This is a genomic window from Paenibacillus sp. FSL E2-0177 (assembly GCF_037992975.1).
GTDB classification, from domain to species: Bacteria; Bacillota; Bacilli; order Paenibacillales; family Paenibacillaceae; genus Paenibacillus_AQ; species Paenibacillus_AQ odorifer.
The window spans coordinates 469,128-495,913 of record NZ_CP150307.1; the positions used below are offsets into that span (position 1 = coordinate 469,128).

Annotated in this window: 25 protein-coding genes and 1 riboswitch; of the genes, 11 read left to right on the plus strand and 14 right to left on the minus strand. The window is 43.4% G+C overall.

Annotated elements, in window-relative coordinates; all coding sequences use genetic code 11:
- Positions 1 to 195 precede the first annotated feature (195 nt).
- A complete protein-coding gene (locus MHI25_RS02060) occupies positions 196 to 1,911 on the plus strand; it encodes an ABC transporter ATP-binding protein (protein WP_340394863.1) in 1,716 nt (571 codons plus the stop codon).
- Positions 1,912 to 1,946: 35 nt separating this feature from the next.
- Positions 1,947 to 2,429 carry an NUDIX hydrolase gene (locus MHI25_RS02065; protein WP_076101239.1) on the plus strand — a complete coding sequence of 161 codons (483 nt, stop codon included), beginning with the start codon at positions 1,947 to 1,949 and terminating at the stop codon, positions 2,427 to 2,429.
- Between the two features lie 65 nt (positions 2,430 to 2,494).
- Here MHI25_RS02065 and MHI25_RS02070 read toward each other — a convergent pair whose 3' ends face one another.
- Complete coding sequence (locus MHI25_RS02070) at positions 2,495 to 3,391, minus strand: LysR family transcriptional regulator (protein ID WP_076185668.1); 897 nt, start codon at positions 3,389 to 3,391, stop codon at positions 2,495 to 2,497.
- Between the two features lie 339 nt (positions 3,392 to 3,730).
- On the opposite strand from MHI25_RS02070, the gene MHI25_RS02075 reads away from it, so the two are divergent.
- A complete protein-coding gene (locus MHI25_RS02075; protein WP_340394864.1) occupies positions 3,731 to 4,402 on the plus strand; it encodes an O-methyltransferase in 672 nt (223 codons plus the stop codon).
- Between the two features lie 214 nt (positions 4,403 to 4,616).
- Here the strand turns inward: MHI25_RS02075 and MHI25_RS02080 are convergent, their stop codons facing one another.
- The 5 genes from MHI25_RS02080 to MHI25_RS02100 form a co-directional block, all read right to left on the minus strand.
- The gene (locus MHI25_RS02080; RefSeq protein ID WP_076185672.1) at positions 4,617 to 6,563 is read right to left on the minus strand and encodes an ABC transporter permease; all 1,947 of its coding nucleotides are present in this window, start codon (positions 6,561 to 6,563) and stop codon (positions 4,617 to 4,619) included.
- On the minus strand, positions 6,553 to 7,314 hold the full coding sequence (locus tag MHI25_RS02085; protein ID WP_038568421.1) for an ABC transporter ATP-binding protein: 762 nt from the start codon (positions 7,312 to 7,314) through the stop codon (positions 6,553 to 6,555). The genes MHI25_RS02080 and MHI25_RS02085 overlap by 11 nt, the downstream gene beginning before the upstream one ends.
- A 106-nt stretch (positions 7,315 to 7,420) precedes the next feature.
- Complete coding sequence (locus tag MHI25_RS02090) at positions 7,421 to 8,425, minus strand: sensor histidine kinase (RefSeq protein ID WP_076218981.1); 1,005 nt, start codon at positions 8,423 to 8,425, stop codon at positions 7,421 to 7,423.
- A complete protein-coding gene (locus MHI25_RS02095; protein WP_076124606.1) occupies positions 8,422 to 9,111 on the minus strand; it encodes a response regulator transcription factor in 690 nt (229 codons plus the stop codon). The genes MHI25_RS02090 and MHI25_RS02095 overlap by 4 nt, the downstream gene beginning before the upstream one ends.
- A 77-nt stretch (positions 9,112 to 9,188) precedes the next feature.
- A complete protein-coding gene (locus tag MHI25_RS02100; RefSeq protein WP_340394865.1) occupies positions 9,189 to 10,079 on the minus strand; it encodes a TetR/AcrR family transcriptional regulator in 891 nt (296 codons plus the stop codon).
- 204 nt (positions 10,080 to 10,283) lie between these two features.
- On the opposite strand from MHI25_RS02100, the gene MHI25_RS02105 reads away from it, so the two are divergent.
- A complete protein-coding gene (locus MHI25_RS02105) occupies positions 10,284 to 11,807 on the plus strand; it encodes a DHA2 family efflux MFS transporter permease subunit (protein WP_076124605.1) in 1,524 nt (507 codons plus the stop codon).
- Positions 11,808 to 11,853: 46 nt separating this feature from the next.
- On the opposite strand, the gene MHI25_RS02110 is transcribed toward MHI25_RS02105, so the two are convergent.
- Positions 11,854 to 12,900, minus strand: coding sequence for a YncE family protein (locus MHI25_RS02110; RefSeq protein WP_076278911.1), 1,047 nt, complete (start codon positions 12,898 to 12,900; stop codon positions 11,854 to 11,856).
- 185 nt (positions 12,901 to 13,085) lie between these two features.
- On the opposite strand from MHI25_RS02110, the gene MHI25_RS02115 reads away from it, so the two are divergent.
- Together MHI25_RS02115 and MHI25_RS02120 are read left to right on the plus strand one after the other, a co-directional pair.
- A complete protein-coding gene (locus MHI25_RS02115) occupies positions 13,086 to 13,967 on the plus strand; it encodes a nucleotidyltransferase domain-containing protein (RefSeq protein ID WP_340394866.1) in 882 nt (293 codons plus the stop codon).
- Between the two features lie 213 nt (positions 13,968 to 14,180).
- Positions 14,181 to 14,930 carry a WecB/TagA/CpsF family glycosyltransferase gene (locus MHI25_RS02120; RefSeq protein WP_076192743.1) on the plus strand — a complete coding sequence of 250 codons (750 nt, stop codon included), beginning with the start codon at positions 14,181 to 14,183 and terminating at the stop codon, positions 14,928 to 14,930.
- Between the two features lie 518 nt (positions 14,931 to 15,448).
- On the opposite strand, the gene MHI25_RS02125 is transcribed toward MHI25_RS02120, so the two are convergent.
- From MHI25_RS02125 to MHI25_RS02155, 7 genes are all read right to left on the minus strand, one after another.
- Positions 15,449 to 15,871 carry a hypothetical protein gene (locus MHI25_RS02125; RefSeq protein WP_340394867.1) on the minus strand — a complete coding sequence of 141 codons (423 nt, stop codon included), beginning with the start codon at positions 15,869 to 15,871 and terminating at the stop codon, positions 15,449 to 15,451.
- A gap of 198 nt (positions 15,872 to 16,069) precedes the next feature.
- Positions 16,070 to 16,903 (minus strand): ABC transporter ATP-binding protein, encoded by an 834-nt coding sequence (locus MHI25_RS02130; RefSeq protein ID WP_340395648.1) that lies wholly within the window; start codon positions 16,901 to 16,903, stop codon positions 16,070 to 16,072.
- 34 nt (positions 16,904 to 16,937) lie between these two features.
- Positions 16,938 to 17,699: an ABC transporter permease gene (locus MHI25_RS02135; protein WP_036682669.1), complete on the minus strand. Its 762-nt coding sequence runs from the start codon at positions 17,697 to 17,699 to the stop codon at positions 16,938 to 16,940.
- The gene (locus MHI25_RS02140) at positions 17,696 to 17,989 is read right to left on the minus strand and encodes an MTH1187 family thiamine-binding protein (RefSeq protein ID WP_036682688.1); all 294 of its coding nucleotides are present in this window, start codon (positions 17,987 to 17,989) and stop codon (positions 17,696 to 17,698) included. The genes MHI25_RS02135 and MHI25_RS02140 overlap by 4 nt, the downstream gene beginning before the upstream one ends.
- A 78-nt stretch (positions 17,990 to 18,067) precedes the next feature.
- Positions 18,068 to 19,117, minus strand: a complete 1,050-nt coding sequence (locus tag MHI25_RS02145; RefSeq protein ID WP_076278907.1) for an ABC transporter substrate-binding protein — start codon at positions 19,115 to 19,117, stop codon at positions 18,068 to 18,070.
- Between the two features lie 161 nt (positions 19,118 to 19,278).
- Positions 19,279 to 19,389, minus strand: a riboswitch (TPP riboswitch).
- Between the two features lie 158 nt (positions 19,390 to 19,547).
- Entirely contained in the window at positions 19,548 to 20,999 is a 1,452-nt protein-coding gene (locus tag MHI25_RS02150) for a hypothetical protein (protein ID WP_076185225.1), read from the minus strand.
- Positions 21,000 to 21,071: 72 nt separating this feature from the next.
- Complete coding sequence (locus MHI25_RS02155; protein ID WP_340394868.1) at positions 21,072 to 22,292, minus strand: MFS transporter; 1,221 nt, start codon at positions 22,290 to 22,292, stop codon at positions 21,072 to 21,074.
- Positions 22,293 to 22,452: 160 nt separating this feature from the next.
- Between MHI25_RS02155 and MHI25_RS02160 the strand changes: the two genes are divergently transcribed.
- The 5 genes from MHI25_RS02160 to MHI25_RS02180 all read left to right on the plus strand — a co-directional run bounded on the left by MHI25_RS02160 (position 22,453) and on the right by MHI25_RS02180 (position 26,785).
- Positions 22,453 to 22,872, plus strand: coding sequence for a pyridoxamine 5'-phosphate oxidase family protein (locus tag MHI25_RS02160; RefSeq protein ID WP_036682665.1), 420 nt, complete (start codon positions 22,453 to 22,455; stop codon positions 22,870 to 22,872).
- A gap of 119 nt (positions 22,873 to 22,991) precedes the next feature.
- Positions 22,992 to 23,666, plus strand: a complete 675-nt coding sequence (locus MHI25_RS02165) for a response regulator transcription factor (RefSeq protein ID WP_038568445.1) — start codon at positions 22,992 to 22,994, stop codon at positions 23,664 to 23,666.
- Complete coding sequence (locus MHI25_RS02170; protein ID WP_340394869.1) at positions 23,663 to 25,090, plus strand: HAMP domain-containing sensor histidine kinase; 1,428 nt, start codon at positions 23,663 to 23,665, stop codon at positions 25,088 to 25,090. The genes MHI25_RS02165 and MHI25_RS02170 overlap by 4 nt, the downstream gene beginning before the upstream one ends.
- 70 nt (positions 25,091 to 25,160) lie before the next feature.
- Complete coding sequence (locus MHI25_RS02175; protein ID WP_038568451.1) at positions 25,161 to 26,072, plus strand: ABC transporter ATP-binding protein; 912 nt, start codon at positions 25,161 to 25,163, stop codon at positions 26,070 to 26,072.
- Positions 26,069 to 26,785: an ABC transporter permease gene (locus MHI25_RS02180; protein ID WP_076124588.1), complete on the plus strand. Its 717-nt coding sequence runs from the start codon at positions 26,069 to 26,071 to the stop codon at positions 26,783 to 26,785. The genes MHI25_RS02175 and MHI25_RS02180 overlap by 4 nt, the downstream gene beginning before the upstream one ends.
- Position 26,786: the final 1 nt, after the last annotated feature.

Below are 26,786 nucleotides of genomic sequence, written 5' to 3' on the forward strand. Positions count from 1 at the left end.
CAGCTATCAAGGGGGGAGTCTACCCTTTTGATTACAACTAACTAGAGCTTTGAACGGTGCCATAGGCAGCTATTTTTGTAGAGCCAGGCACTTAACCTATTTAACTTAGAGAACCGTTTATTTGTGGATGGTTTTTTACAGTGGGATAGAGGCGCCTGGCTTTTTTGCATTCAATTAAAAGAGGGGATAAATGATATGTTAAAAAAGAGTCTAGCTCATCTAAAGTGGTGGGTATGTGGTTATATTTTATTGGGTTTTGCCATTCAGCTGTTAAGTAGTTTAGGGGTTGTTGTCTTTCAAAAAATATTAGATAAGGCCACGGTAATCAACAGTTTTGGTGAAATATCCACATTAATTATGGTGTATGGGTTTCTGCTAGCTGGGGTGGCGATCCTGAATTATATAGACGAATACCCGAGTGTGTTTTTATCGAACAGCATCACGGAGCGGTTAAAGATTATTGCACTGTCCAAAATATCAAAAATGGATTATCAAGCGTATCAGGATATGGGAACAGGGCAGATGATTAAGGTGATCGAGAACGGGGCAGCGGCTGGAAACAGCATTATTTTTTCTTTTTTTCTCAAAACATTACATGAGTTGTTACCTACTCTTCTATTCAGTCTAGTCTTTATCAGCTTCTATGATCTAAGGATCATGTTAGTGATTGCAGCTGGCTACGTGGTTGTCTTTCTGATAACAAATCTGTTGTTGAAATTTCTGTATGCCATGAAGGCTACCATTCTCCAAGAGCAAGAAAAGATGTCCAGATTCTCTATCCGCGGGTTTATGGAATTGGTCGTCTTTAGAACCAACAAGAGATATGAGAAAGAGATCGGTAAATTAAGCCAGACTGCACGCACTATCATTCATAAAAATGCTCAGCTAAAAATGATCCATGAAGCTTTTTTTGCTATATTCGAGTTATTTGTCACGATCATTAAAGTTGTTGTCCTGATTTATGGTGTGAAAAGCATTGTCGCAGGCGAGACCTCACTAGGTATTGTGGTCGCATTGTTTATGTTCATCGATAAAATTTATACCCCAATTGCCATCTTTAATGTTTTATTTGTAGATTACAGACTGAATAAAGTGACCTACAGAAGATTCGAGGAATTTATTGCTGCCCCAGAAGATAAGAACTTGGAATCCGGAGAAGCCATCACTGAGCTCCAAGGCAATATTGAGTTTAGGGAGGTGTCCTTTACTTATGGGAATGTGCAGATTCTGAATAACCTGTCATTTTCGCTTACGCGAGGAGCTTCCGTTGCTATTGTCGGATTAAGTGGAGGCGGGAAATCTACGCTGATTAAATTGATTGTGGGGTTATTAAAAAAGGGCGAAGGTGAACTCTTACTGGACGGTAAGGATATCGATGAGGTTCGTTTGAATAGCTACTATGATCATATTTCCTATCTATCCCAAGATACGCCGATTTTTGATGCTACGATAAGGGATAATATTGTATTTGATGAGGATACTCTGTCCGATGAAGAGCTATATGAGATTCTGGGAAAAGTTCATTTGCAGGAAAAAGTAAGCCATTTACCGGATCGCTTAGATACTTTGGTAGGCGAAAAAGGTCTCAAATTATCAGGAGGCGAAAGACAGCGATTAGCGTTTGCCAGAGTCATTGCCCAAAAAAGAAATATTCTAATTCTGGATGAGCCCGTGTCAGCGCTTGATAATATCACTGAGCAAAGTCTTATGGAGACGATTTTGAATGAATTTAAGGACAAAACTATCATCATTGTGGCCCACAGGCTTAATTTTATAAAAGACGTTGATAAGATATTGGTAGTGGATCAAGGGTCAATTGTTGGGGAAGGGAAGTTTGATGATTTAATAGAACAGTGCGAAGCTTTTAAAGCGTTATGGAATAGAAAAATATCGTTTACAGATTATCGATAAATTGCTAGACTCTTCTAAAAAAAGAGGTGCTATCTATGGCTTGGCCAACACATATTGTAGCGGTGGGTGGAATTGCAATAAATGAAGAGGGAGATATTCTTTTAGTAAAAACACATCATGGTGGGTGGGTATTTCCTGGAGGACAAGTGGAAGTTGGAGAAAACCTAATGGATGCACTAATTCGCGAGATTAAAGAGGAAAGTGGAATAGATGTCGTTGTTTCTCAACTGATTGGCGTGTATTCGAATACAGGTATGCATAAATGGTATGACGGTGAGACGGATGTTCCTACCAAGGTCATGTTAGACTTTATCTGCAAGCCCGTGGGTGGAGAATTAAGTACTTCGGAGGAAACATCTGAAGTGATGTGGGTAGCCAAGGAGAAGGTGCTGGATCTGATTTCTGCAGCGGCTATTCGTACCCGCTATCAAGCTTATTTGGATTTCGACGGAAATACTAGGTACATGGATTATGTAACTGGAGGTGCGTTTGAAGTTAAATTGGATCGGACGGTGTAAAAAAGAAGCTTTGAGGCTTTCCCGAAAGGGAAGGCCTCTTTTGTTGGGAATGAGCAATCATTCCGCTATATCGTATAAGGATTGTGTCGAATCATCTCAATTAAATTCACTGCGGCTGCTGATAAGGGCTCATTTTTACGTGTACAGATCGCAATGGTATTTTTCAGATGGACGCCTTCTACATATACTCGGCACAATTCTCCACGCTCTACATATTTGCGTACGACTAATGAAGAAACGAAGTTTGCACCATATCCGGCGATAACGGCTTTGATGGCTTCATGTAGTCCATTAAATTGCAAAGAGATGATAGGAGCGGGTGTGTTGTATGTGCGGCATAAAGATAATAATCGCTCCCGCGTTGAACTCCCTTCTTCACGCATAACGAAGGGTTCCTTCATCATTTCGGATAGAGAAACTTGCTGATTGGCATAACGATGATCGGGTGCGACTACAAACCATAACTCGTCCTGAAATAACTCCTCTGTCTGGATTGTATCTGGATAAGCCTCGGCGATTCCTCCATAAATAGCTATATCCACATCTACATTTAACAGCTGCTTGAGGGCATCACTTGAGTTGGTAGTGGTGATCATCATCTCCACTTGTTCATATTGCTGCTTAAACTTTGCAATCCAGGTAGGAATGAGAAAGTGAGCAGGCAAATACGTTGCGGCTAGACGGATACTTCCGTTACTGCCGTTAACATAATCTTGAGCGAATTGCTCAATTTGTTGTTCTACGGCGAATAGTCGCTTGGCGAGTAGAGTAAGCTCTTCCCCTGCATCCGTTAAAGCAATTCCTCTGCCTTGAGGTTTAAATAGGGCAAAGGACAGTTCCTTTTCGAACTTCTTAATCTGCGCAGTGATGGCAGGCTGACTTATATTTAAAATTTCTGAAGCGCGTGTCACACTGCCTGCCGATGCGATTACATGGAATAAGCGTAAGGCATGTAGGTTCATGGTTAAACTCCCATTCTTCGATTCATATATTAAATATATAAATTAAATATAAAGATATATTATATTTATGATTATAACTGATTTACAATACAGATATAAAGATGAACTTGGAAAGATGAGATTAGGGAAAGGAATAATGGAGAGGAGGTTTGGAACTTTAGGAGCGTAGCGATCGCCTTTGTCTCCGGATTTCAACCATGAACAGTGTTTAAATTGAAGAAATCTGGAGACAACAGCGACCGGAAGTCCAAACACTCCTCGTAGTTACGAACGATCCCTAAATGTGGAATTTATAAGTTCATCTAAACCAAAATCAATACTAAAGGAGAAGTGATAAATATGAATCAAACGACTACTTGGGATAAAGCCGATCAGTATATTACAGAGCGCCTGATTCCACAGGACGCTGTGTTGGAAGAAGTGTTGGTCACCAATCAACAGGCAGGGTTGCCGCCCTTTGATGTTTCGCCTAGTCAGGGGAAATTCCTCAATCTACTGGTGCAAATGAAAGGTGCACGCCGGATTTTGGAGATTGGCACCTTGGGCGGGTACAGTACGATTTGGATGGCAAGAGCCCTGCCGTCTGACGGACAGATAGTTACCTTGGAGCTGGATCCTATTCATGCGCAGGTAGCTAAAGCTAATCTTTCGCTTGCCGAGGTGGATCATCTGGTAGAGCTTCGTGTAGGGGATGCATTAGAGCAACTGTCTCAGATGAAACAAGAGGGCGTTGAACCCTTCGACTTTATTTTTATAGATGCCGATAAACCGAATAATCCTAACTATTTAAAGTGGGCGCTGCAATTCTCCCAGCCCGGAACGGTGATCCTTGGAGATAATGTGATTCGTGAAGGGGAGGTCATTAATGAGAATAGCGAAGACGCTCGTGTAGTAGGCGTACGGGAATTCTATGATCTGTTGGCTGAAGAGCCTAGAATTTCGGCTACTGCCATTCAGACGGTGGGAAGCAAAGGTTATGATGGATTTGTATTGGGGATTGTGAATAGCTGAGGGATTCGACAGATCCTCTGAGCGTTACGGACCCCGTTGGCGTTATTTGCGAATTTTTAGCCTATAGAGCAGGGTTTCGGACTCCAGTGACGCTATTACTTAGAAAGAGGTTCATCTGTGTCCGATAGATGCCGGTGCCTCCTACCTGTAAATGATATCAAATCAAACAAAGGTGTCCCTAAGCCATGATGGCTTTTGGAACACCTTTGTTATTTTAAAGCGCCTCTTTAATTACCTTTTTGTAATAGAAGACGGACAATATTGCAAAGATCGAATACAAAGCAGTGTATAACAGCATCACCAGAATCATCGGTGTCCAAAGCTCTGTGCCGAATAAGAACCAGCCGGATTTAACGGCGAAGTAGCTGTGAAGCAGACCTATGACTAATGGAATACCGAAGTTGAACAATTGTTTCATCTGTATACCTCTGAGCAGATCACCTTGCGTGAACCCTAGCTTTCTCAGAATGGTGTAGTTAGGTTTTTCATTTTCACTTTCATCCATTTGTTTAAAGTATAGAATACATCCGGAGGTAATCAAGAAGGTTAACCCCAGAAAAGCAACGATAAACATAATGAGTCCCATATTTTGTTTTTGACCTTTTATCGACTCTAATTGAGAGTCTTGTTTGTTTTTCTCATCAAATTTCAAGGTCTTAAAAAGTTCATTTGCCTGTTCAACGCTGGCCCGGACTTTCATATCAATCCCGATATTAAGGGAGGATCCTCTTTGAAGGGCAGGATCTAAATCCTTCTTTAAGCGCTTAAAGATCGATTCGTCTACAACCGCAACCGGTAAGCCACCTCCTGTGTAATACCCTGAAATGGGACTTTCGATATCTAATCTTTTATAATCCTGTGGAAAAACCTCATGTAACCCTTTGAGTTCAATCGCACCTTTATCTTTCATAGTAACAAAATTATCCAGTGCACTGCTTGATTTCGTAAAATAAGCTTTATCTGGAGTTAGATCAACGTCTTCAAGTGCATTTTCACTTATGACCGCCAGGGTCATAATATTTGAAAACATATTGTCTCCGTCCGGTTTTTTAACAAGAATCTCTTCAACATCTACATCGACCTGAAGGACTTGGGTCCTTCTTTCTGTAAATACTAAATCATTTGCCGTTAGGATCTTTGTAAATTGTTCAGCCTCTTGGGCATTCGTGAATACAAAATCCGTTGGGACATATTGCTTGGAAGTTTTCTCAGCAGAGTAAAAGGAAATGTAGCTAAGGGATAATAAACCCAGGGCTAGTGCCGATACCGTTGTGATGATGGTCAATAATACGGCATTGGATTTCATGCGAAACATAATGGAGGAAAGAGATAGAACCTCTCTAATGTTCAGATAGCCGTTTTTCCGCTTACGAATGATATGAAAAATAAAACTTACCGAGCCTTTATAAAATAGATAGGTCCCAATAATGACGGATCCCAAAATAGTAATCATGGATATAGCCAATTGATTCATTGAGGTTACGTCGTCGGTAAGTAATTTAGAGGAGAGCACATAGCCCAGTAGGATTAGGCCAATTCCGACAATCCCTATGATCATTTCAAAGAAGGATAACTTTTTCACTGTACCTTCTGTTGTTGAGGTCACCCGGAACAAGGATAAGATACTTTGTCTTTTAATAAATCCATAATTCATCAGCATGATCAAAAGATAAATCACACAGAATACGATCAATGTCTGAATCAAAGCTTCGATAGAGAAATGAAGGGAGGCTATAGCATCGACCCCCATTATTTTAAATAAGATCATGAGGATCAATTTTGAGATAGAAAAGCCTACTAATATCCCCAGGATCAAGGAACCGAAATATAGGATAAAGTTCTCTGCCGAAAGAATGCGGAAAATTTTATTTTTGGTCATTCCAATTAACTGAAATAAGCCAATTTCTTTGCCGCGTCGTTTGATAAAGATCGTATTAGCATACAACAGGAAAATAGAGACAATTACGACTAGTAAAACCGAGGCAGCCGTGATGGCTGCGCCCCCTTTGATAGAGCTTTCCAGCTCATCCATCGAGGGATCATATTGCAAGGTGACAAAGGCGAAATATAAGGCCACACTAAAAACTAGCGCAAATACGTATAGGTAGTAATTTCGGATGTTTTTTCGCAGATTTCGAATCATTAATACATTAATGCTCATTCTGCACACCGCCTAATACACCCTGTGTTTTTATAATGTCGTTGAAGAAAACTTGTCTTGATTGTTCTCCTTTATTTAGTTGCGTATAGATTTTTCCATCTTTTATAAAAATAACTCTACTGCAATAACTGGCAGCCACTGGATCATGTGTAACCATAACGATAGTTGCTTTTCGTTTTTGATTGAGTTCACTTAGCTTATTTAATAAATCAGAAGCGGATTTAGAATCCAGCGCCCCGGTAGGCTCATCTGCAAAAATAATACTTGGATCATGAATGAAGGCACGAGCTGCTGAGGTACGTTGTTTTTGACCGCCAGAGATTTCATTGGGGTACTTATTTTTTAATTCCAAAATCCCCAATTCCTTTGCGAGACTTTCGAATTTCTGATTGGCGGCTTTCTTGGGTGTATTGGTAATGGATAGTGGCAGCAGGATGTTTTCCTTTACCGTCAGCGTGTCCAAGAGATTATATTCTTGAAATATAAAACCTAAATGATTCTTGCGAAATTCAGCAAGCTGCTTCTCTTTCATATTGGAGATTTCATTGCCCTCGATGGTAATAGATCCGTTACTGATTTTGTCGATCGACGAGAGTACGTTGAGTAGGGTGGTTTTACCTGAACCGGAAGGCCCCATGATGCCAACGAATTCGCCTTCTTCTATACGAATATCGAGTCCGCTTAACACGGATTGTTTGTTTAATTTATTGCCATAGCTTTTATGAATTTTAGTAGCTTCTAGAATTGCCATAATGATTCACTCCTTCGTTTCTTCTTGTATAGCTTTATTATAAAAAAGTTTATTGTTCTTATCCTGCGATTGCCCGAACAAAATATAAAAGCATGTGACATTGTTGTCACATGCTTGAGATTTTAACGAATTCATTTTTGAGTGGGAAGGTTAGCGTAAATGTTGATCCCGCTCCGAGCTTGGATTGAACCCCGATGATGATGAGTAAGGATTGAGCTGCTTTCTGAGCTAAATATAAGCCCATGCCTGTGGCGGCATTGTCGCGATGTACAGTAGTGGAAGTAAACCCTCTGTCGAAGATGCGCGGCAGGTCCTTCGGATCTATCCCGCGCCCGCAATCCTTCACCTCAAGAACGATATGTTCAGCTTGCTGGTAGCTATTCACTGTAATATCAGAAGCCTCACTATATTTTACGGCGTTGGTTAGAAGTTGTCTGAGGATAAAAGCCAGCCATTTAGCATCACTAAGCACTTCAGCAGCTTCTAAGTTCAACTCAAAGCCGATTCCCTTCTGAATACACCAAGATTGTAATGTCTTAATCTCACTAAAAATAAGCGTTTCTATATCGATTTGCTCCATGTACAGGTCGTTTTCAATAAATGGTATCCGTCTTTGATGGAGCTGCTGATCCAGCAGCAGGTGAATACGCAGCCACTCATAGGTCAAGTGCCCCTTCATAACATCATCTTCTATACGCTCAATCATTAGATGCATTGCGGTCAGTGGAGTCTTTACTTCATGAATCCAGGATAACAGCTCATCCTTCTCTTGCTCCAAATTCATTAAATTGTCTGAAGCAGTCTGCTTTAACAGTCTCACTTGGTTGGTGATGCTCTCTTCGATGATTTTCTCAAAAGGACTTTCGGCAAGAGCGATGCTTGTCAGATCGAGATCATCGTCGCGCTCATTTAAGCTTTTATAAAATCTGGTTTCCTTAGGATAGCGAATGACTAAAAAAATTACGAAAAAAATCATCGATAAAGAGACCAGATAGAGCACTGAAGACAGGGGGATGGTCGGGTCCATAAAGGTGATAAAGAGCATAAATAGATGTACAAAGAGAAAAAGAAAAATCCAACCGAGTCTTTCGAGCAGGTACTTTTTAATCATAGAGAATCCTCTTCAATGGCTACGTAGCCTTGTCCAACCTTCGTCTCAATAAACGCCCCTAATTCAAGCTCGTCGAGCTTTTTGCGCAGCCGATTTACGTTGACGGTAAGGGTGTTATCGCTAATAAAGCGCTTATCGTCCCATAAGCTATTAATTAATTCCTCGCGGGTGACAATTTTATTCTTTTTCTCAATGAGCAATTTCAATATGAAAATCTCATTTTTGGTAAGCTCAATCGTTCCCGTGTCGTTGGTCACTGAATTCCGCTCATAATCGACGGTAGCTCCGCACCACGTTTTGAGTTCAATGTTATCCGTATTGTAATTGTACACCCGCCGGAGAATGGCTTGCACCTTGGCAATGAGTACATCGAAATGGAAGGGCTTTTGGATATAATCATCGGCTCCCAGCTGCATGGACATCACCATATCTGTCGGATGATCCCGAGAGGATAAGAAGATAATCGGCAGATTAGAGTGAGAGCGAATCATTCTGCACCAATGAAATCCATCGAATTTGGGTAATTGGATATCAATTATCACTAAATCAGGTTTGATTTCCGTGAATTCCTGCGTAACATTGTTGAAATCTTGAATGCCATATACATCATAAGACCACTGCGTAAGCCGTTCTTTGATCTCATTAAACAGCGTTGTATCATCTTCGATTAATAAAAGCTTGAACAAATCGGTCACCACACTTTTAGTTTCGTGCCTTGCGTTTAGAATACGCTTAAATGATTGAAGCCATACTTTGATTGTGCTTAGAGCATTGCAGATAACACTGTCTGATAATGTGCAAATTCCTTCGTTTCATTAAACTGAGGGCACATTTTCAAGGAGAGCAGGGCGCTTTCGATTAAGAACTCTCTTGGTTCCTTATTGTTCATGATCTCTTCTTGGATAAAATATAACAGCTTCAGTGCATTGGACAGGCTAGGATCATCGGCGGCGAATGATTTATCTATGATTTTTTTTAAGCTTACGGTCGCAAACGATAAATCATTATTAAAAAAATCAGTGTATTCAGCAACAGGCAATAGTTTCCCTACATGATCGGGGGAGATAAGCTGCATTCCTTTTTCACTTAAGTCCTCAACAATCGTCTGGATAAGAGTAGTGCAATAATTAATGATTTGTTGAGAGGTAATGGCTTCATTCATGGCACTGTTAATTTGCAGCATATGTTGCAAGATGCCTGTGAAAATGATGGCTCCATCCAGTAGATAGGGCTTTTTATCTTCAGAAAATATATGCAGGAAACGTTCATGCACCCAGGTTAATAAGGTGAATTTAGTTTTTTTGATGAACGTAATTAAGTCCGGATCATTGGAGACCAGGGCATCTTCAACCAGCTGCAACAATTTATTTTTTTTATTGATTTTCATAACCAGTTGAACTTGTTTAGCGAATATATCAATGTCAGAGGGGTCCTGGCCAATGAGCAGGCCATTTCTGCCTTCTTCCAGCTGGTCATGAATAGAGGTGAATACAGCTTTAAAGAGATCCCCCTTGGAAGGGAAATAATTATAAAAAGATCCTTTGGAGATCCGGCTGTGATTCAGAATGTCCTGTATGGATGTGGCGTGGTAGCCTTTTTCAATAAATAATTCATGTGCTTTTTGAATCACTTGCTCTTTCCGTTTATTTATCATCTTAGGTGCCCCTTTAAGCTGGACTCTTTTGTGCAAAAAAACACTTCACGTAGAATAGACTAGCTTATATTTCCACTTAATACAATTTAGTTTTTAAATGAATTCTGACTTGCCAAGCAGTAAATATAAGAGTAATATATTCTACATTGTAACATAAGTTCAAAATTGAACCGACGGTATGATTATAGAATGGAGGATTCCAAAATGAAAACGAAAGAAAGTAAAGCGTCCTATGGGATTTTGGCAATCCTTATGATTGGTGCATTTGTTGCTTTACTGAGTAATACCTTGCTCAATATAGCTTTACCATCGATTATGAAGGATTTTGATGTCAGTGCCTCAACGGTACAGTGGTTATCGACGGGTTATATGTTAGTGAACGGGATCATGATTCCTTCAACGGCCTTTTTAATTCAAAAGTATACAGCCAGACGATTATTCCTAATCGCCATTGGATTATTTGCAATAGGGACCTTCATTGGAGGCTTTGCTCCAAGTTTCCCTGTATTATTGATTGCGAGAATGGTCCAAGCCTCAGGGGCCGCGATTATGATGCCATTATTAATGAATGTATTGTTCACCACATTTCCACCTGAAAAACGTGGCTCGGCCATGGGGATGTTTGGTTTGGTTATGATTTTTGCACCAGCCATTGGTCCTACACTCTCAGGATGGATTATTCAGCATTATGAATGGCCTGTGCTGTTCTTTATGATTGCACCGATCGCCGTATTGGTGTTCATTCTTGCCTTCTTCAAACTGCATGATCCTAAAAAAGATGTGGCTATTAAAATTGATATTCTATCCGTAGTTCTATCAGCGATTGGGTTCGGGGGTCTTCTATACGGCTTCAGTTCCGCTGGGAATAAAGGATGGGATGATCCAATGGTCTACTCCACCCTTATTATCGGGGTTATTGGTTTAGTGATATTCATTATGCGCCAGATGAAGATGAAGGAGCCTATGCTTAACTTCAGAGTGTACAAATATCCGATGTTCGCTTTATCCTCAGCGATTTCGATTACACTGAATATGGCGATGTTCTCAGCCATGATGTTAATGCCGATTTATCTGCAAAATATTAGAGGCATTTCACCTTTGGATTCGGGACTCCTAATGTTGCCTGGTGCGTTGATTATGGGGGTTATGTCTCCAATCACAGGTAAATTGTTCGATAAATTCGGCGGCAAAGTCTTAGCGTTAATCGGTCTGGCTATCGTAGTGATCAGTACGTATTTCTTTAGTGATCTAACTGAGACAACGAAATATTCGACACTTATGATTTTGTATTCTGTGAGAATGTTCGGGATTTCAATGGTTATGATGCCTGTGATGACCAATGGTCTGAACTCCATCCCGGCTAAATATACACCACATGGTACAGCCATGAACAGTACGATTCAGCAAGTCTCCGGGGCGATTGGCGGGGCGCTGCTTGTAACGATTATGTCTAACAGTACCACATCACATGTCAAAGATATGGTAGCTGAAGCTGTGAGTAAATTAACGGCTAAGCCTTCTGCAGAGCAATTGCTTGGCATTCAAAACCAAGTCATCGCAAAAGCAACGATCGAAGGAATTAATGATGCGTTCTTAGTGTCAGTAGGCGTTGCCATTATTGCCTTTATCCTAGCTTTCTTCATAAAAAGAGGGATACAGCCTAAGGATACAGAAACAGTCGAGGAAAAAGTGGCTGTTAAACAAGTTTCATCCGCTAGATCGATGTAATTTGATATGTAGAAAGACGCTCACCTATGGTGGGCGTCTTTTTGTCTTAATTAAAAATAGAACTCTGAGTGAGTCTTGGTCCATCTTGAATGACCGTTATGGAGTCGTTTCCACCTACATAAATTCTATTTGTGAGCGGGTTTAGCACAGTGCTGCCTGATACGGAGGAGAATCTTGCGAGCCGTTTAAACGTGGTGGCGTTATAAACGGACATATGATTCTTATCAAAATTACCAACAAATAAATGATTTGTATTCGGGTTGATAATCGTGTTGGAGGAGGTAGGCAACACCTTTGTGGTTATAATTTTGTTGTTGCGCCCATCTATGACAAACAGCCTGCCCTTACCCTCCACTTGTGCACTTGAGACATAAATACGATTCGTCAGCGGATTTATAACGACCTCACTTTGCAAACGTCCCAGCTGTACATTACGCAACAATTTATTGGTTCGGCCATTGATCACAGAAAGAAACCGGCTCAAGTTATTAGCGACATAAATACGATTGGTAATTTTATTAAGTGCTGGCGCTATCACGGGGTTACTTCCGACTTTTATTGTCGCAATGATCGCCTGTGTAGTTCCGTTAATGACGGTGACGCTATCATTTACTGTATTGGTCACATAGACACGGTTGGTAAGCTCATTGATAACAATTCTGGAGGGGCGTCCACCGATTTCAATCTTTTTACGGACCTGATTTGTTTTCCCGTCTATGACGAATAGGGTTCCGAATGCGCTAGTTACATAAATCAGATTGGTTCGAACATTTACTCCGATATTGTCTGGGAATCGGCCTACTTTGACAGTTTTGATTACCTGGTTTGTCCGCCCGTTTATGACAGATACGTTTTCGTCACGGAAGTTAGGTACATAAATCCGGTTGGTTTGGGGGTTGATTCCGAGCTGAGACGGCAGTCTTCCTACAGGGATCCGAGCGATAATGCGATTAGTTCTGCCCTCCAATACCCCGATAGTTCCAGCCTCGGTGTCTGGGTTTACAAAGTATACTCGATTCGTGACGACATTTACTTTTATATCTCCGATCGGTCCGGCAGAGCGGACTGTAGCAATCACTTTTGGCTGCGCCATGCTTTTACCCCTTTCCAAGTAAATAGATACTTCATTATATTTAGGCTTAGGCAAAAGGGTACTTCATTTATCCTTGCAAGATATATATTAGGAGTGTAGAATGGTACTCCATTATCCAAATATTAGGTTAGGTGTAAGCGTTTTATTTTTTGAGAAATTGAGATTGATTGGAGGTTGGGGTTGAAATGGTGAAATCAGTGTTGTCGGATATTTTATTAACACCTGATAAGATGCAGGTTCATAGCGAATTATTAGAGGAAATTGGGCAGTATATCACACAAGAAATTCTAAATCATCCGTTAATGAAAGAGGAGAGTCAGCGGGTAAGTATTCTCCTTGATGGATCGACCGCACTTGGTGTGGTGGATGAGCAGTCGGATGTGGATGTAATCATTATTTGTCAGGACGAGTATTATAGCAGCATTAATCATCGGTTCGAGCAAGCGGGGCTGATCCCGGAGCAAAGTAGTTTTTTTATGGATTTACGACTTCCCAGCGGCAAGACCGGACATTACACACTGCATAAAATATCAGAAATCAAAGCGGCGTTAATGAGCGGAAATATGGAATGGCTGTGGAATGCTTCTATTTCTTATATCTACTATGACCGATTGGATGTAAAGTCACTTTTTGATGCCTATGTGCCCCTCCAACCTGGAGTCCTAATGAGATTTCGTAAGAATTCATACATACAGTTACGAAGTTATGCCAAAAGCTTAGATAATCCTGTAGTGCGTGGCGACGCCTTTCCTATTTTATTTTTAGCGGTTTCTCTTTATAAAGAAGCATTACGCTGTGCCATTACTATTGAAGGTTACCCCTACCCCTATGACAAATGGCTGGTACCTGTAGCCAAACAAACGACTGTCGGCCGAAAGATTATGGAGTGTGCGGGCGATTTTTGGAGTTTTATTAGAGATGATGAATCCTTTGCCCCTATGTACCAAGAGGATAATAACTTTGTCAAAATGGAAAAACGATTCCGGAAGATACTTGTAGAGGAATTCCGCATGCGGGGGATCGATGAACCTTGGTTAGTAGAGTGGTGGAAGTTTATGGAGGAGTGAGTGGAGCTATAGGGTGTTTGGGTGAGTAGAGTAGCTGTGGTGGCGGGGGTGCTGGGGATGGCTGTAGTGGGCTGAAATGGTTGAAGCGGTGGAATGGCTGAAGTGTTTGGGTAGCGTAGTAGCTGGGGTGATTAAGTAATTTAAATGACTCCCCTTCCTCCTCTTGATTATGGTAAGGTATATTGAAGTGGAATTTTAGTGAGAGGTGATTATATGGACGGGACAGTTTCAATATTAGGAGTTCCCTTTTCAAAACTAACACTACATGAGACAACACTTCATCTAACAAAACATATTCAATCTGGGGAATCGAAACTTTTCCATTTGATCACGGCTAACCCGGAAATTACGATAACAAGTCAATCGGACGAGCTGCTACGAACCATACTTCAAGAAGCGGATTTAATCACTCCTGACGGGATTGGCATTGTGATGGCATCAAAAAGAAAAGGCGATCCTATTGCTGAGAGGGTAACTGGATATGAGCTGCTTCTTGAGCTTTTGGAGCAAGGAAATAGCTTGGGATGGAGTTTTTATTTCTTGGGAACAGATGAGCTTACCAGCTGTAAAGCGGTCGAAAAGATCACGGAGTTATATCCGAATGTGAAGATTGCAGGAAGACATAATGGTTTTCTTACCAAGGAAGAGGAGCCTGCCATTGTAGCAGAAATACAGCGCGCACAGCCAGATTTCCTGATCGTTGCGATGGGTGCGCCATACTCTGACAAATGGGTATATAAGCACAAACAGGAGCTTACGCAGGTAAAAGTTGTTTTTGGCGTGGGGGGCAGCTTAGATGTAATAGCGGGAAAAGTTACTCCTGCACCAGCGCTATGGAAAAAACTCAATCTGGAGTGGTTGCATCGACTTTTGTTCGCTCCCGTTGCGAAGGGACAAAAGTCGCGATGGCGCAGACAGGCAGTACTGCCCAAATTCGTGTTCCGAGCTATGATTAGGAAATGAAGAAAAGGCCTCGTTTATGGGGGCCTTTTTTTGGTTCGGTTGGTGGGAGAGGAGGAGGGGGCAGATGTGAGAGTAGGAAGTAAGGAGTAGGGGGAAGAGTAAGAGAGATTAGTGGGAGTAAGGTGAGGAGTATGAGCAAGAGTGAGTAGTGAGATTGAGGTAAGGACTAGGAGTAGGAGTAGGAGTAGGAGTAGGAGTAGGAGTAGGAGTAGGAGTAGGAGTAGGAGTAGAGTAAGAGTAAGAGTAAGAGTAAGAGTAAGAGTAAGTAGTGGGATTGAGGTAAGGAATGGGAGCAAAAGTGAGTAGTGGGAGTATGTGTAAGAGTGGTGAGTAGGATGTAAGTGCGACTATAGCTGTGACCTTTAAACAAATTAATAATAATAAACAACACCGATTCTGGTTGATGCCATAGTCTCGTATTTAATTCAAACTAAAAGCTAAAGAGGAACAATAAGGGCAAAAATGCCCCTGAGTCACTTGAATTCCGCCCGAAGTGGGAAATAGAAGGCAAAAATGCCCTAGATCGGGTGCAATTCAGCCCGACGAATCAAATCAACGGTATAAATCCCGCAGAATGAGCCGAGTCCGGCCCGACGAAGTAAATCAACGGTATAAATCCCGCAGAATGAGCCGAATCCGGCCCGACGAAGCAAATCAACGGTATAAATCCCGCAGAATGAGCCGAGTCCGGCCCGACGAAGCAAATCAACGGTATAAATCCCGTAGACTGAGCCAAATCCGGCCCGAAGAATCAAATCAACGGTATAAATCCCGCAGAATGAGCCGAGTCCGGCCCGAAGCAGCAAATCAACGGTATAAATCCCGTAGACTGAGCCGAATCCGGCCCAAAGCAGCAAATCACCGGTATAAATCCCGTAGACTGAGCCGAATCCGGCCCAAAGCAGCAAATCACCGGTATAAATCCCGTAGAATGTCCCCAACCCGCCCGGTTACTATCCATTACCAACAGGGAGTCGGTTTTCGCCACACATTTAATGTGATCCCTACTATGATGAGTGAAATTTGTTTAATTGAGCAGATACATCCGCGTCAATTATAAATAGGGCAGGAGTTTATCGCTGCAAAATAAAAAAACTGACACCGCTATACCAGCGATATCAGTTTACAGAGCTTAGCGATTAAGCTAGCGGCTGCCTATTTTTAGCTTGTTCCTCTCGCATCCACTGTGACAACTGGCGTTTGAGCTTAAGGAACTCGGGAGAGTCCGTAATCTCATCACGGCGTGGCCGCGGAAACGGCACATCGACTGTATGCAGAATGGAGCCGGGGCGGCCGGAAAATACATAGATACGATTAGAGAGCAGCAACGCTTCTTCGATGTTGTGAGTAATGAACAGCACAGAGCGGCGATTCTCTTCCCACAGCTCAAGCAGCCAGCGCTGCATTTCACTGCGAGTTAGTGCATCCAGTGCGCTGAAAGGTTCATCCAGCAACATTAGCTCCTGAGGAGCGAGCAATGCTCTGAGAAAAGCTGCACGCTGCTGCATCCCGCCAGACAGCATATGCGGATAAGCATGTTCGAACCCGCTTAACCCAACCTTGGCAAGCCACTGGCGCGCTTCCTCGCGGGCTCCATCCCGCAGTGCGCCCTTGATCTCCCCAGCAAGCAGCACATTATCCTCAATCGTACGCCAAGGAAAAAGAGCAGGCTGCTGCGGCATATAACTAATTTCACCGCGTTGACCTGTAACGACCTTACCGTTCATGCGGATCGTGCCTGCATCGGGTTTCACAAGGCCGCCAATCATATGGAATAAGGTGCTTTTTCCGCAGCCGGAAGGACCAACGATCGAAACGAACTCTTGTTGCTCTACCTTGAGAGAGACATTATTCAGAACTTTCGTCTCACGGCGACGATGGGAAAAAGATTTGGAGATGCCGCTCACTTCAAGGGCGGGTGCCACGGTATGAGCTTCAGGAGAGCTTATGACTTCTGTTGTTCTGTGTTGCATTTGCGTCGCTTGAGACATACAGGCATCTTCCTTTCTATGAGTTACGGCGCGGCTTCCAGCGAACCAGCCATTTTTCCAGCAATGCAATAATAGCAAAGAGTACAAGACTTAAAAGTACAATAATAACAATAGCGACAAACATCCGATCCGTACGATATGCGGATTTCTGCAGGAGCATATAATAACCAATACCTTTATCCGCGCCAATCCATTCAGCGACCACGGCGCCCATAACCGCATAAGTAGCAGATATTTTTACGCCGGAAAATAGTGCCGGGATAGAAGAGGGCAGCTCCAGCTTGGTGAAGATTTGCCACTTGCTTGCGCCAGCCATTTTCATATAATTCATCATGACCTGATCACTTTGGGCCAGACCGCCCATCGCAGCGACAGCTACCGGGAAGAAACATACTAGTGTAATCAGCACGATTTTGGGCAAAAGACCAAAGCCGAACCAGATAATGAGCAGGGGTCCGAGCGCGATGGAGGGAACATTTTGACTCAGAATAATAAGTGGATAAAAAGCCCGTCTAGCCCAAGGCAAAAGATGCAAAAGCAAAGCAACGATCAGGCCTACCCCCGTACCAATGGGAAAACCAATTAAAGTGAGCCGCAGCGTAGCCATCGTATGAGCCCAAAGACCAGAAGCGTTACTGGTGGATTCACGGGCAATATCAGCTGGACTCGGCAGAATCCAGGATTCAATATGAAATACAGATACAGATAGCTGCCATACGGTTAAAAAGAAGACGACCGCCACAAGGGGCGGCCATATTAGCTTCCAGGTCGATCTCACGGCCGATATTTCTCCGTCAGTTTATCCATGCTGATTCCGTTAGGATTATGAGCGATTTTGATCTGCGAAATTACGCTTGGACTGCCTGCTTCGATCAACGCCTCCTGCATCTGACGCACAACCTCCAGCAGCTCGCTAAGCTCACCTTCCATTGTGGTTTCCAGCGGATTCACTTGATGTTTAACACCGGATTTCTGAATGACCTCAATCGCTTTATCTACGTATGGGATGGAATCCTCGTTGTTCGGAGTTTTTGGAATTACTTGAATGCTTAGTAGGGTGTTAGCCACAATAATCAATCCTCTCATTTTATAAGGTAAGTTCAAAAAGCCAACTTTGATAACGAAGTAATTCATTACAATTGTTGTTTACTCCGCCGGTAAAAAATCATTACTGAATGCACTAGCAGCATCCAGCGGTTTATCCAGCAACTTCAGATCATACATCCAGTCGCCGTAATTTTGCCAGACCTCGGTTTTTTGCTCGCCCCAGCGGGCAGCATCGTCCTTGTATTTTGGGCTAAGCCATTTTTGGCTAGCTAGGACAAGGTCGGCGTCCAGGTCAGGAACGGCCTTCGATAACATACCGGCAGCCTCTTCCGGATGATCTATGGCATATTGATAACCTTTTGATGTGGCTTTCATGAAGGCCTTCACCAGATCAGGATGATCTGCAATTTGCTTCTCACTCGTCGTCAGCACAGGCGTGTAATAATCGAGCTGCGGCGCATAATCCTTTAAGTACAGCATATCCAATGGCTCGCCACGCAACTCAGCCTCAACACCAGTCCAAGCGTAGAAAATCCAGGCGAAATCAATGTCACGTTTGACGGCGGTAAAATAATCAGCTTCACCGATACTGATCAGCTTCACCTTTTTCACATCGCCACCTTCAGGATCCATGATAGCTTTCATGGCTGCTTCTTCGGCCGGTGAGCCCCAGCCTCCGTAGGTTTTACCTTCAAAATCCTTTGGTGATTTAATATTGCGATCTACTGGAGCAGCGAATCCCGACGTATTATGCTGAATAATAGCTGCTATCGAGACAAGGGGCACGCCTTGTAGACGGGCTAGCGTTAATCCTTCTTGGGCGCTGATGCCAAATGCGGCTTCGCCAGAAGTAACCATAGTATCAGAACCCGCTGCGCCTGGCTGAACGATCTCGACGTCCAGACCTTCTTCAGCGTAGTAACCAAGATCCTTAGCTACGTATAGACCGGTATGATTTGTGTTCGGTGTCCAGTCGAGTGCGACTTTAACTTTGGTGAGCTCTTTTGGAGCATCCGTCCCAGCCGAAGCAGTTGGATCAGTAGCATTTGCTTTGTTTCCGGCTGTATTCCCATTGTTGCTGCCGCATCCGGCAATGGCAAGAATGAGTACACAGGTGAGGCACAACGTAAGTGCTTTTTTAAGGTGCATGTCTTCTTCTCTCCTTTAAGGTTACAAGAATCCCGTCTTCACAACATGAACCGTAAGTTGTAGTATGTACGTTTTTCTACATCTTTTAGTGATCTTACAAAAAAAGCGCCCCGAGTGATCGGGACGCTGGCTTGGCGCAAGGTTAGTTAAGGTCACAGGGACCAGAACCAATTGGCGATTCCTACGCTGGCATTATCCAGATCAGGTATAAGGGTCAGTATCTTGTGGGATACAATCTCAGCCGGCCAATTCCAGCACCCCTGGTTCTATGAAGTTAACGGGTATTTCTATGTGCAATATAAGTAAGCATAAGTTTTGTACCCATACTTTATATCTTATATTTCTCGCATACGGTGTATTATAGACGGCTGTACTCGGAATGTCTAGTAGTGCACTCCTGAATTTTTCCAATCCAGTAGTTTCTTTTTTGCTAGTCTAGATCTTTATATTTCTTGCGGTGACGCCGTTTAAGCTCACTAACCAGCGCCCCTAGCGTGAGGACAACGCTGATCAGAATCCCGCTCATGATCACGAACAGGGCAAGAAATTCAAAGGGAGAATAACCAATCATTTTACTCCATTGAATCTTTCCATCCAGATCGTCAATGACCTGATTCATGCCGTAAATCCCGCTTACTACCGTAAATACAGTGAGAATCATCAGCAGATTATCCCGTCGCTTGGACTGAAACTTATCCTGATACTGAAACAGGTCATTTAAGGTTTCTTTCACTTCCTCGAACAAAGCATCGTTTCCGTATACTTTACGCAGCTGAAGAAATATCTCCCTGCCCTGCGACTGGGAAATCAACTCCAAGAAGTAGAACTTTGCCGAGAACTTATTGATGGAGTAGATTAGATTGTCTATTTCCTCATAATCATGATTAATCCGAAGTCGGGAGTGCATATTGGCGAGCTTTAGCAGAACGATTTTGTGGAAAATATTGAGTAAAAATCCGTAATAATATTGCCCGTACATCTGGTTGGCTAGACTAACAGCAATCTCTTGTTCAGCGCGGGTCATGCAGCAAAAGGTCTGCTCATTCATCATATAATACGTGTCTGGACCCCAGCGATTATAGGAGTGTTCATGACAATAGTTCGCAATATACGCTGGATCGCTGGCACTGGCATAGGGCTTTCCGTTCAGATTAATTCCATCAAGCTGTGAGGCACGATAGCGCAGATTTACACTAATCTCATCAGAGCTTTCTTCATTCTGAAAGCCATAAAAAGCTTGCACCTGCATTCTTTCATCTACGAAAAAAGGAAGGGTCTCGAAATAAGCCCCATTGATATCCGATTGATCCAGATATGGCTCCAGTCCATCCACCAAATTTCGGAAGACAAAATCCTCTACCATCTCATAGGTCTGTTCCCCGCAATGAATATAAGTGTAATCATCCTGTATGAAGGTATTCTCTAGCGCACGGAAACGATCCGCGAATTCTAGGGCAATACTAAAGGGAATTGAATCCCCCTCCAGCTGGACACGTATCGTCACGAATCCAAGCTGAAAAGGACATATGAATATATCCGTCGAGAGAATTTTGAAAAATATAGATTGCTGCGGAATCTCCAGAATGCAGTCGAGATTATTTACTCTGGAAAAACGGCGAAACGAGTCGGCATCCTTCCTGCGTGGAAAAAGGACATGTGCAGCAAACGGTAAATAGGTGCGCTCCATACGTTCATGGGAAACACAGTAGCCATCTCCGTAATAGGCAGCTTCAAGCTCTTTATTATCCAGAAAAAAACGTGTGAAGCCGTCGTCCTGTAATTGCTGGATAAGCTGCTTAGAATCGCCCTTTTTTATAGAAAAGGGAAATATAAACTGCATGAGCGCAGTATGTAACAAAGGCTCAGTTGAAGACTCATTCATTCATCGTCCATCCTTGTGCTCAGAATATGCTTATAGATCACATTACCCTAAAAGGATAACGTTGATACTGTTCTAAATACGGGAACTCTTTCCTTTCAACGCTTGCATGGACTGGAACCTCCATGCGGCAATGCTTAGCAGAAACAAGAAGGCGGCAAAAGCGGCCAGTAATCCGGCTGTTTGTGCCACTTCTAAATGGTCCATAGACCAGCCCATAAACAGAGGTAGCAAAGCACCGCCAACACCTCCGGAAGCAATCATAATGCTGGGTGTTGACTCTTCGGTGCCAGGCAGCATTTTGCTGGAGTAGACTAAAGCAATGGAGAAAATACCGGACATAAACAGCCCCAGCAGCAGAATTACAATGAAAGCAGCCATTCGATTGTCAGTGAACGGAAAGAGTGCCAGCAGTAACAAGGTTAGTAAACAGCTGCTGAGAATGTACACGCGATAAGATATTTTTTCGGCAATTACACCCGCAAACAATCTTCCTGTAGACATCGCCAGCCAAAAGAAAGTGACTGTCAGTGCTGCGGCAGACTCCGTCATCCCTAGCTTGGCAATAAAGATAGCCGGCATAAAGTTGACTAAACTCATCTCTGTGCCTACATAAAGAAAAAAGAAAACGATGAAGATCCCTAACAGAATCCATTGCTTACCTTTATACGGAAATTTTTTGTTAGAACGTGAGCTTGAGGATTGCGAATTGTCTGCTCCTTGGACAGAGGCGCGTTCATCCAGCATTCGTTGTAGATTACCGAAATGCCCTCTTGTCCAGAGGATAAGAGAAATTAAGGAGAAGGCAGCGACGATTAGAAAGGCCAATCTCCACGCTCCGGCAGCAATGAGCGGACTGGCGATAAGCGGCATCACGAGTGCGCCTATCCCGAATAGCACTTCAAGCCGGCTCATTGCAATAGCAGTTCCTTCGGTTACAGCACCAATAATAATGGTGCCGATAACCGCTTCGATCATCCCGAAACCAAAACCTGCGGCAACAGCGATAACATACATCCAGCCCCAAGGCGGTAGAAAGGCGTAGGCAATTTCTGCAACTAGTAGAAGACTGGTGGCAATGAGGATGCCTCCACGTTTTCCGAAGCGGCGATTAAGCAGGGGAGAGACCAACACACCTGCTAAAAAACCAGCGAATTGACTAAAGATTAATTCACCGCCAGCACTATAATTTTGATCATAATGTTGCAGTAGAACGGGCAGAATAGATCCCAGCACAACATGTGCCAGACCGATAACGAAGTAGGAAAGACAGCCGATCCAAATCAGTTTTTTCACGAAGTAAGCTCCTTATCTTGAAGTAGTTTATGAGGTAAGGTCGGATTCAATGTGAACCTGAAGGGTACATTATAATAAGCACCATTGTTATGATAAATCCAAACGGTGAGCTTGGATATATAAACTTTTGTTTACATGCTTGAAGGGAGAGATTTACGTAATGGATAACAAACAACTGGAGCAACTCATTATTAAAGCATTGGATGACAACAAGTTCGGTTCCTTTGGTACGATCGAAGAAGGAAATAAGCCGAAAGTACGTTATATGGCCATTTTCCATGAGGGTTTGAAGATTTATTTGGCTACAAATCGCAAAACTCATAAAGTGGAGGAGTTATCCGATAATCCGAATGCTTTTGTACTGCTTGGCTATGAGGCAGGCGGAAGCAAAGATGTGCTGGAGATTGAAGCAACTGCTACCGTCTCTAAGGATGAAGGCTTGCGCTCCAAAGTATGGAATAAAGAGCTGGAGCCATGGTTTACAGGACCTGATGATCCTAATTATGTAATTCTGGAGCTTACTCCAACACGTATTGAGTATGTAGGCAGCAATAAAGAGCATGGAGTATGGCAGCCGTAAGCTATAGCGTTGAATTGATCAAACAGCCCTCCTATCCCATATGGGGTAGGAGGGCTGTTTGATGTGTTATAATGACTTCAACTTTTTAGGTATTCATATCGGGGAGGAGCTAAAGCTACATGAGCGTTACTCTGTTATATATTGAAGATGATCGTGAAATTGGCAGTGTAGTGTCTGCTGATTTAAGCGAAAGAGGATATAGTGTCCGCTGGTTACGGAGCGGCGAAGGAGCGATGGAAGAAGCCGGCGCCTGCCAACTGGCTATTCTCGATGTTATGCTACCAGGTCTGGACGGGTTTACGATCGGGCAACGTTTGAAACGTTCTTACCCTAAGCTGCCCATTTTGATGCTCTCCGCCCGGACCTCGATTGATGATAAGCTGCAAGGTTTGGAGTTCGCAGATGATTATTTGACCAAGCCTTTTCATCCGGATGAATTGGCCGCTCGAATCGAGGTGCTGCTCCGAAGGAATGGGGCATCTGTTCAGGATTCACTCACACTTAAACATCTAGTCGTATATGAAGGGGATAACCGCGTGATGAATGCTCAGACTCAGGAAGAAATCATGCTTACAGGTAAGCAATTTCAGATTTTTTCCTATTTGCTGCGTCATCTTAACCAAATTATGACGAAGGAGCAGATCTACGAGGCCGTGTGGGGTGAGGCTTATATCGAAGGGGATAAAACTCTGATGGTACATATTCGTTATTTGCGCGAAAAGCTGGAGCTTGATCCGGGTAATCCGGAAATTATCGAAACTGTCCGTGGGATCGGCTACCGGGTAAGAGCATGAGAGGATTAGAGCGCATTCGCAAGAAACGTAATTCCTCCTTGTTATCAGGGTATTTGCTAATTATCGTATCTGCACTGCTATTTATCCCTGTGGTCCTTCCGTTGTCTTTTGTTGGCTACAATATTCTTAACGAAGTGACCAAAGGTGCCCCGCCTGTAGATACATCCCTGTATTCGAATATTGCACCGCTGGAGACTATGTGGCATAAAGAGGCACTTCACTTAGAAAATGCTTCTTCGGAAGCCATAAATCAGCGGCTGATTGAATTGAGTCGAAAATACACCGAGGCTACTATGTTTTGGGTAGACGGGCAGGGAAAAACCCAGTTGATTCTCACGCCTGAAGAAGGGGATAAGGATAAGATTTACCCTGAAGTTCCTGATCAGTGGACTGCGGCTGAGGCTATTTCATTTATGAAAGAAAGTACGAATCGTGATCCTTTAGCCATCGTTGCTTTCGTGGGGGACAAAGTGGAGACAGACAAGGGATTTATGGTGATGCAAATTCCAAGCAAGCTGCTGAACAAAGGGGCTTATGGGGGATTAGGGGCTTGGGCTTGGTATAACTTTGTGTTATTTACCCTTTTTGGAGGGTTCGCTCTGGTTTCGTGGATGTTCTTTAGAAAAATTCGCAAACGGCTGCTGCAACTGCAAACCGCGATGACGATCACAGGCCCGGATAGAATGCCTAAGTCTATAGTGACAGGAAAACTGGACGAGATCGGTCGCTTGGAGGAAGCTTTTAATACGATGGTAACTAAACTGGATGAAAGCCGACGCAGGGAAATAGAAGAGGAAGAGTTGCGTAAGCGTCTAGTCTCGAATTTATCTCACGATTTACGCACACCCCTAACCGTCATTCGCAGCCATATCCATGTTATGACCAAAGAGGATCTGACCTCAAAAGGTAAGCAGTCCTTACAGCTTATGGATGAGCGTATTGCGGATCTTAGCGTCCTGATCGAGAATCTTTTATCTTACAATCTGCTCAATAGTGGACGGGTAACCTTAAAGCTGGAACGTAAAGATGTTTTACGCTTGTTACGGGAAAGTGCGGCTGCTTGGTACCCCGTATGGGAAAAAGAGGGCTTCGATATTGATATTAACCTGGAAGCCGAACCGCTATTCTGGAGGGTGGATGAGGTCTGGTTCCGCCGTATTCTCGATAATTTGTATCAAAACATTGTACGACATGCCAGCAGCGGGCATTATGTCGGGATCTCAACGGAGCAACGTAATGAACAACGTGCCATAATTATTGCGGATCATGGTCGAGGCATTCAGAGTCCATCCGATTACAAGGGGGCAGGTTTGGGATTGTCTATCGTCGATCTTTTGATGAAGCATATGGAGCTGGAATGGGTTGTGGAGAGCACAGGCAAAGGCACTTCTATTGTAATCTTTGATCCGCATCGTGAAATTTAAACAAAACTTAAACTTGGCACTTCCTTGTTCTTAACCTTGGGACGTTATGCTGTATACCGAGGTGAAGAACATGGAAGAAACAGTGATTAAAACTAAGGATTTATTGAAAAAATATCGTGGCCGGGCTGCGGTAGAAAATTTGAATTTAAATATCCGTAAGGGAGAGATTTATGGTTTTCTGGGTCCTAACGGAGCTGGGAAAACTACAACAATCCGTATGCTGCTTGGCCTAATTACACCGACATCTGGAAAAATTGAAGTGTTCGGCCAGGATCTTCGGAAGAATAAGCTGCAAATTTTACGGAAGGTAGGGTCGCTTGTCGAATCCCCCTCGTATTATGGGCATCTGAGTGCTGTGGACAATCTCGAAGCGATCCGCCGCATTCTGGATGTTCCGAAGTCACGAATCGCTGAAGTGCTAGATATTGTTTCTCTAACCGGGGAAGAGAGACGTCCGGTCAAAGGGTTCTCCCTCGGGATGAAGCAGAGACTCGGTATCGCAGCTGCCTTGCTAGGGAATCCAGAGCTGCTTATTCTGGACGAGCCAACGAACGGACTCGACCCGTCAGGGATTCAGGAAATTCGTGGGCTTATCAAACGTTTGCCACAGGAACAAGGAATTACGGTTGTAGTATCCAGTCACCTGCTTAGTGAAATTGAACAAATGGCAGATACCGTGGGTATTATTCGCCAAGGGCAAATGGTATACCAAGATACAATAGCTAATCTGCAACAACAGGCTGCTGGCGAGATACGCCTTGCGGTTTCGGAACCAGAGTCTGCGTTACGTCTCGCTGGAGGCCGGGGGTATGAAGGGACACTACAAGAGCAAAAACTGATTTTTTCAAGAATGAACGATGCAAGAGTAGCGCTGCTAGTCAAGGCTTTGGTAGAGAATGGGCACGCTGTCTATCGTGTAGAGGAGCGGAGACAATCGCTTGAGGACTTCTTCCTACAGGTTGTGGGAGGCGGGGAATCATGATGTGGCGGGCGTTGTCAGCGGATTGGCTTAAAATCCGCGGCAAAGGAATTTGGTTTCTAGTGTTTCTAGGACCGATTGGTCTAGTAGCCATGCAGGGCCTTAACTTTGGCCTTCGTTATGATTATCTGCGTCAGCAGTATAGCGCGGATTTATGGGGAGGACTTCTGGATAATGTGTCCGGGTTTGTGCCCACAGCTCTTTTTCTGGGAGGCACTTTAGTATGCTCGTTGATTGCAAATGTCGAACATCAGATGAGTTCATGGAAGCAGCTCTTGGCACTGCCTATCTCTCGTACCTCAGTGTTTATGGCTAAGTTAATGCTCTGTCTGCTGCTAGTGGCAGTTTCCTGCTTGTTGCTCTCAGTGGGGATAGTTGTTTTAGGGCTTATTTTGGGCTTCAAAGCGGATCTTATTCCTTATGTGGATGTAGTGCGGATTGGCTTTATGTCCTATATTGCGGCTCTGCCGGTCATCGCGCTACAGCTGTGGCTTTCCCTGGCTAATCGTAATCAGACACTGCCAGTTGCCCTGGGGATCACATTATCTTTGACGTCATTTTTCTCCATGTTCCTTTCGGAGTGGGTGCCTTTAACATGGCCATATTTGGCGTGGGACTCTTCTAATCGCCTTTTGTTCAGCGGTGCGGGTCTGCTGCTGGGAATGCTGGTGTTTTTGCCGGGTGCAGTGCATTTCGCTCGAAAGGATGTGGATTAAG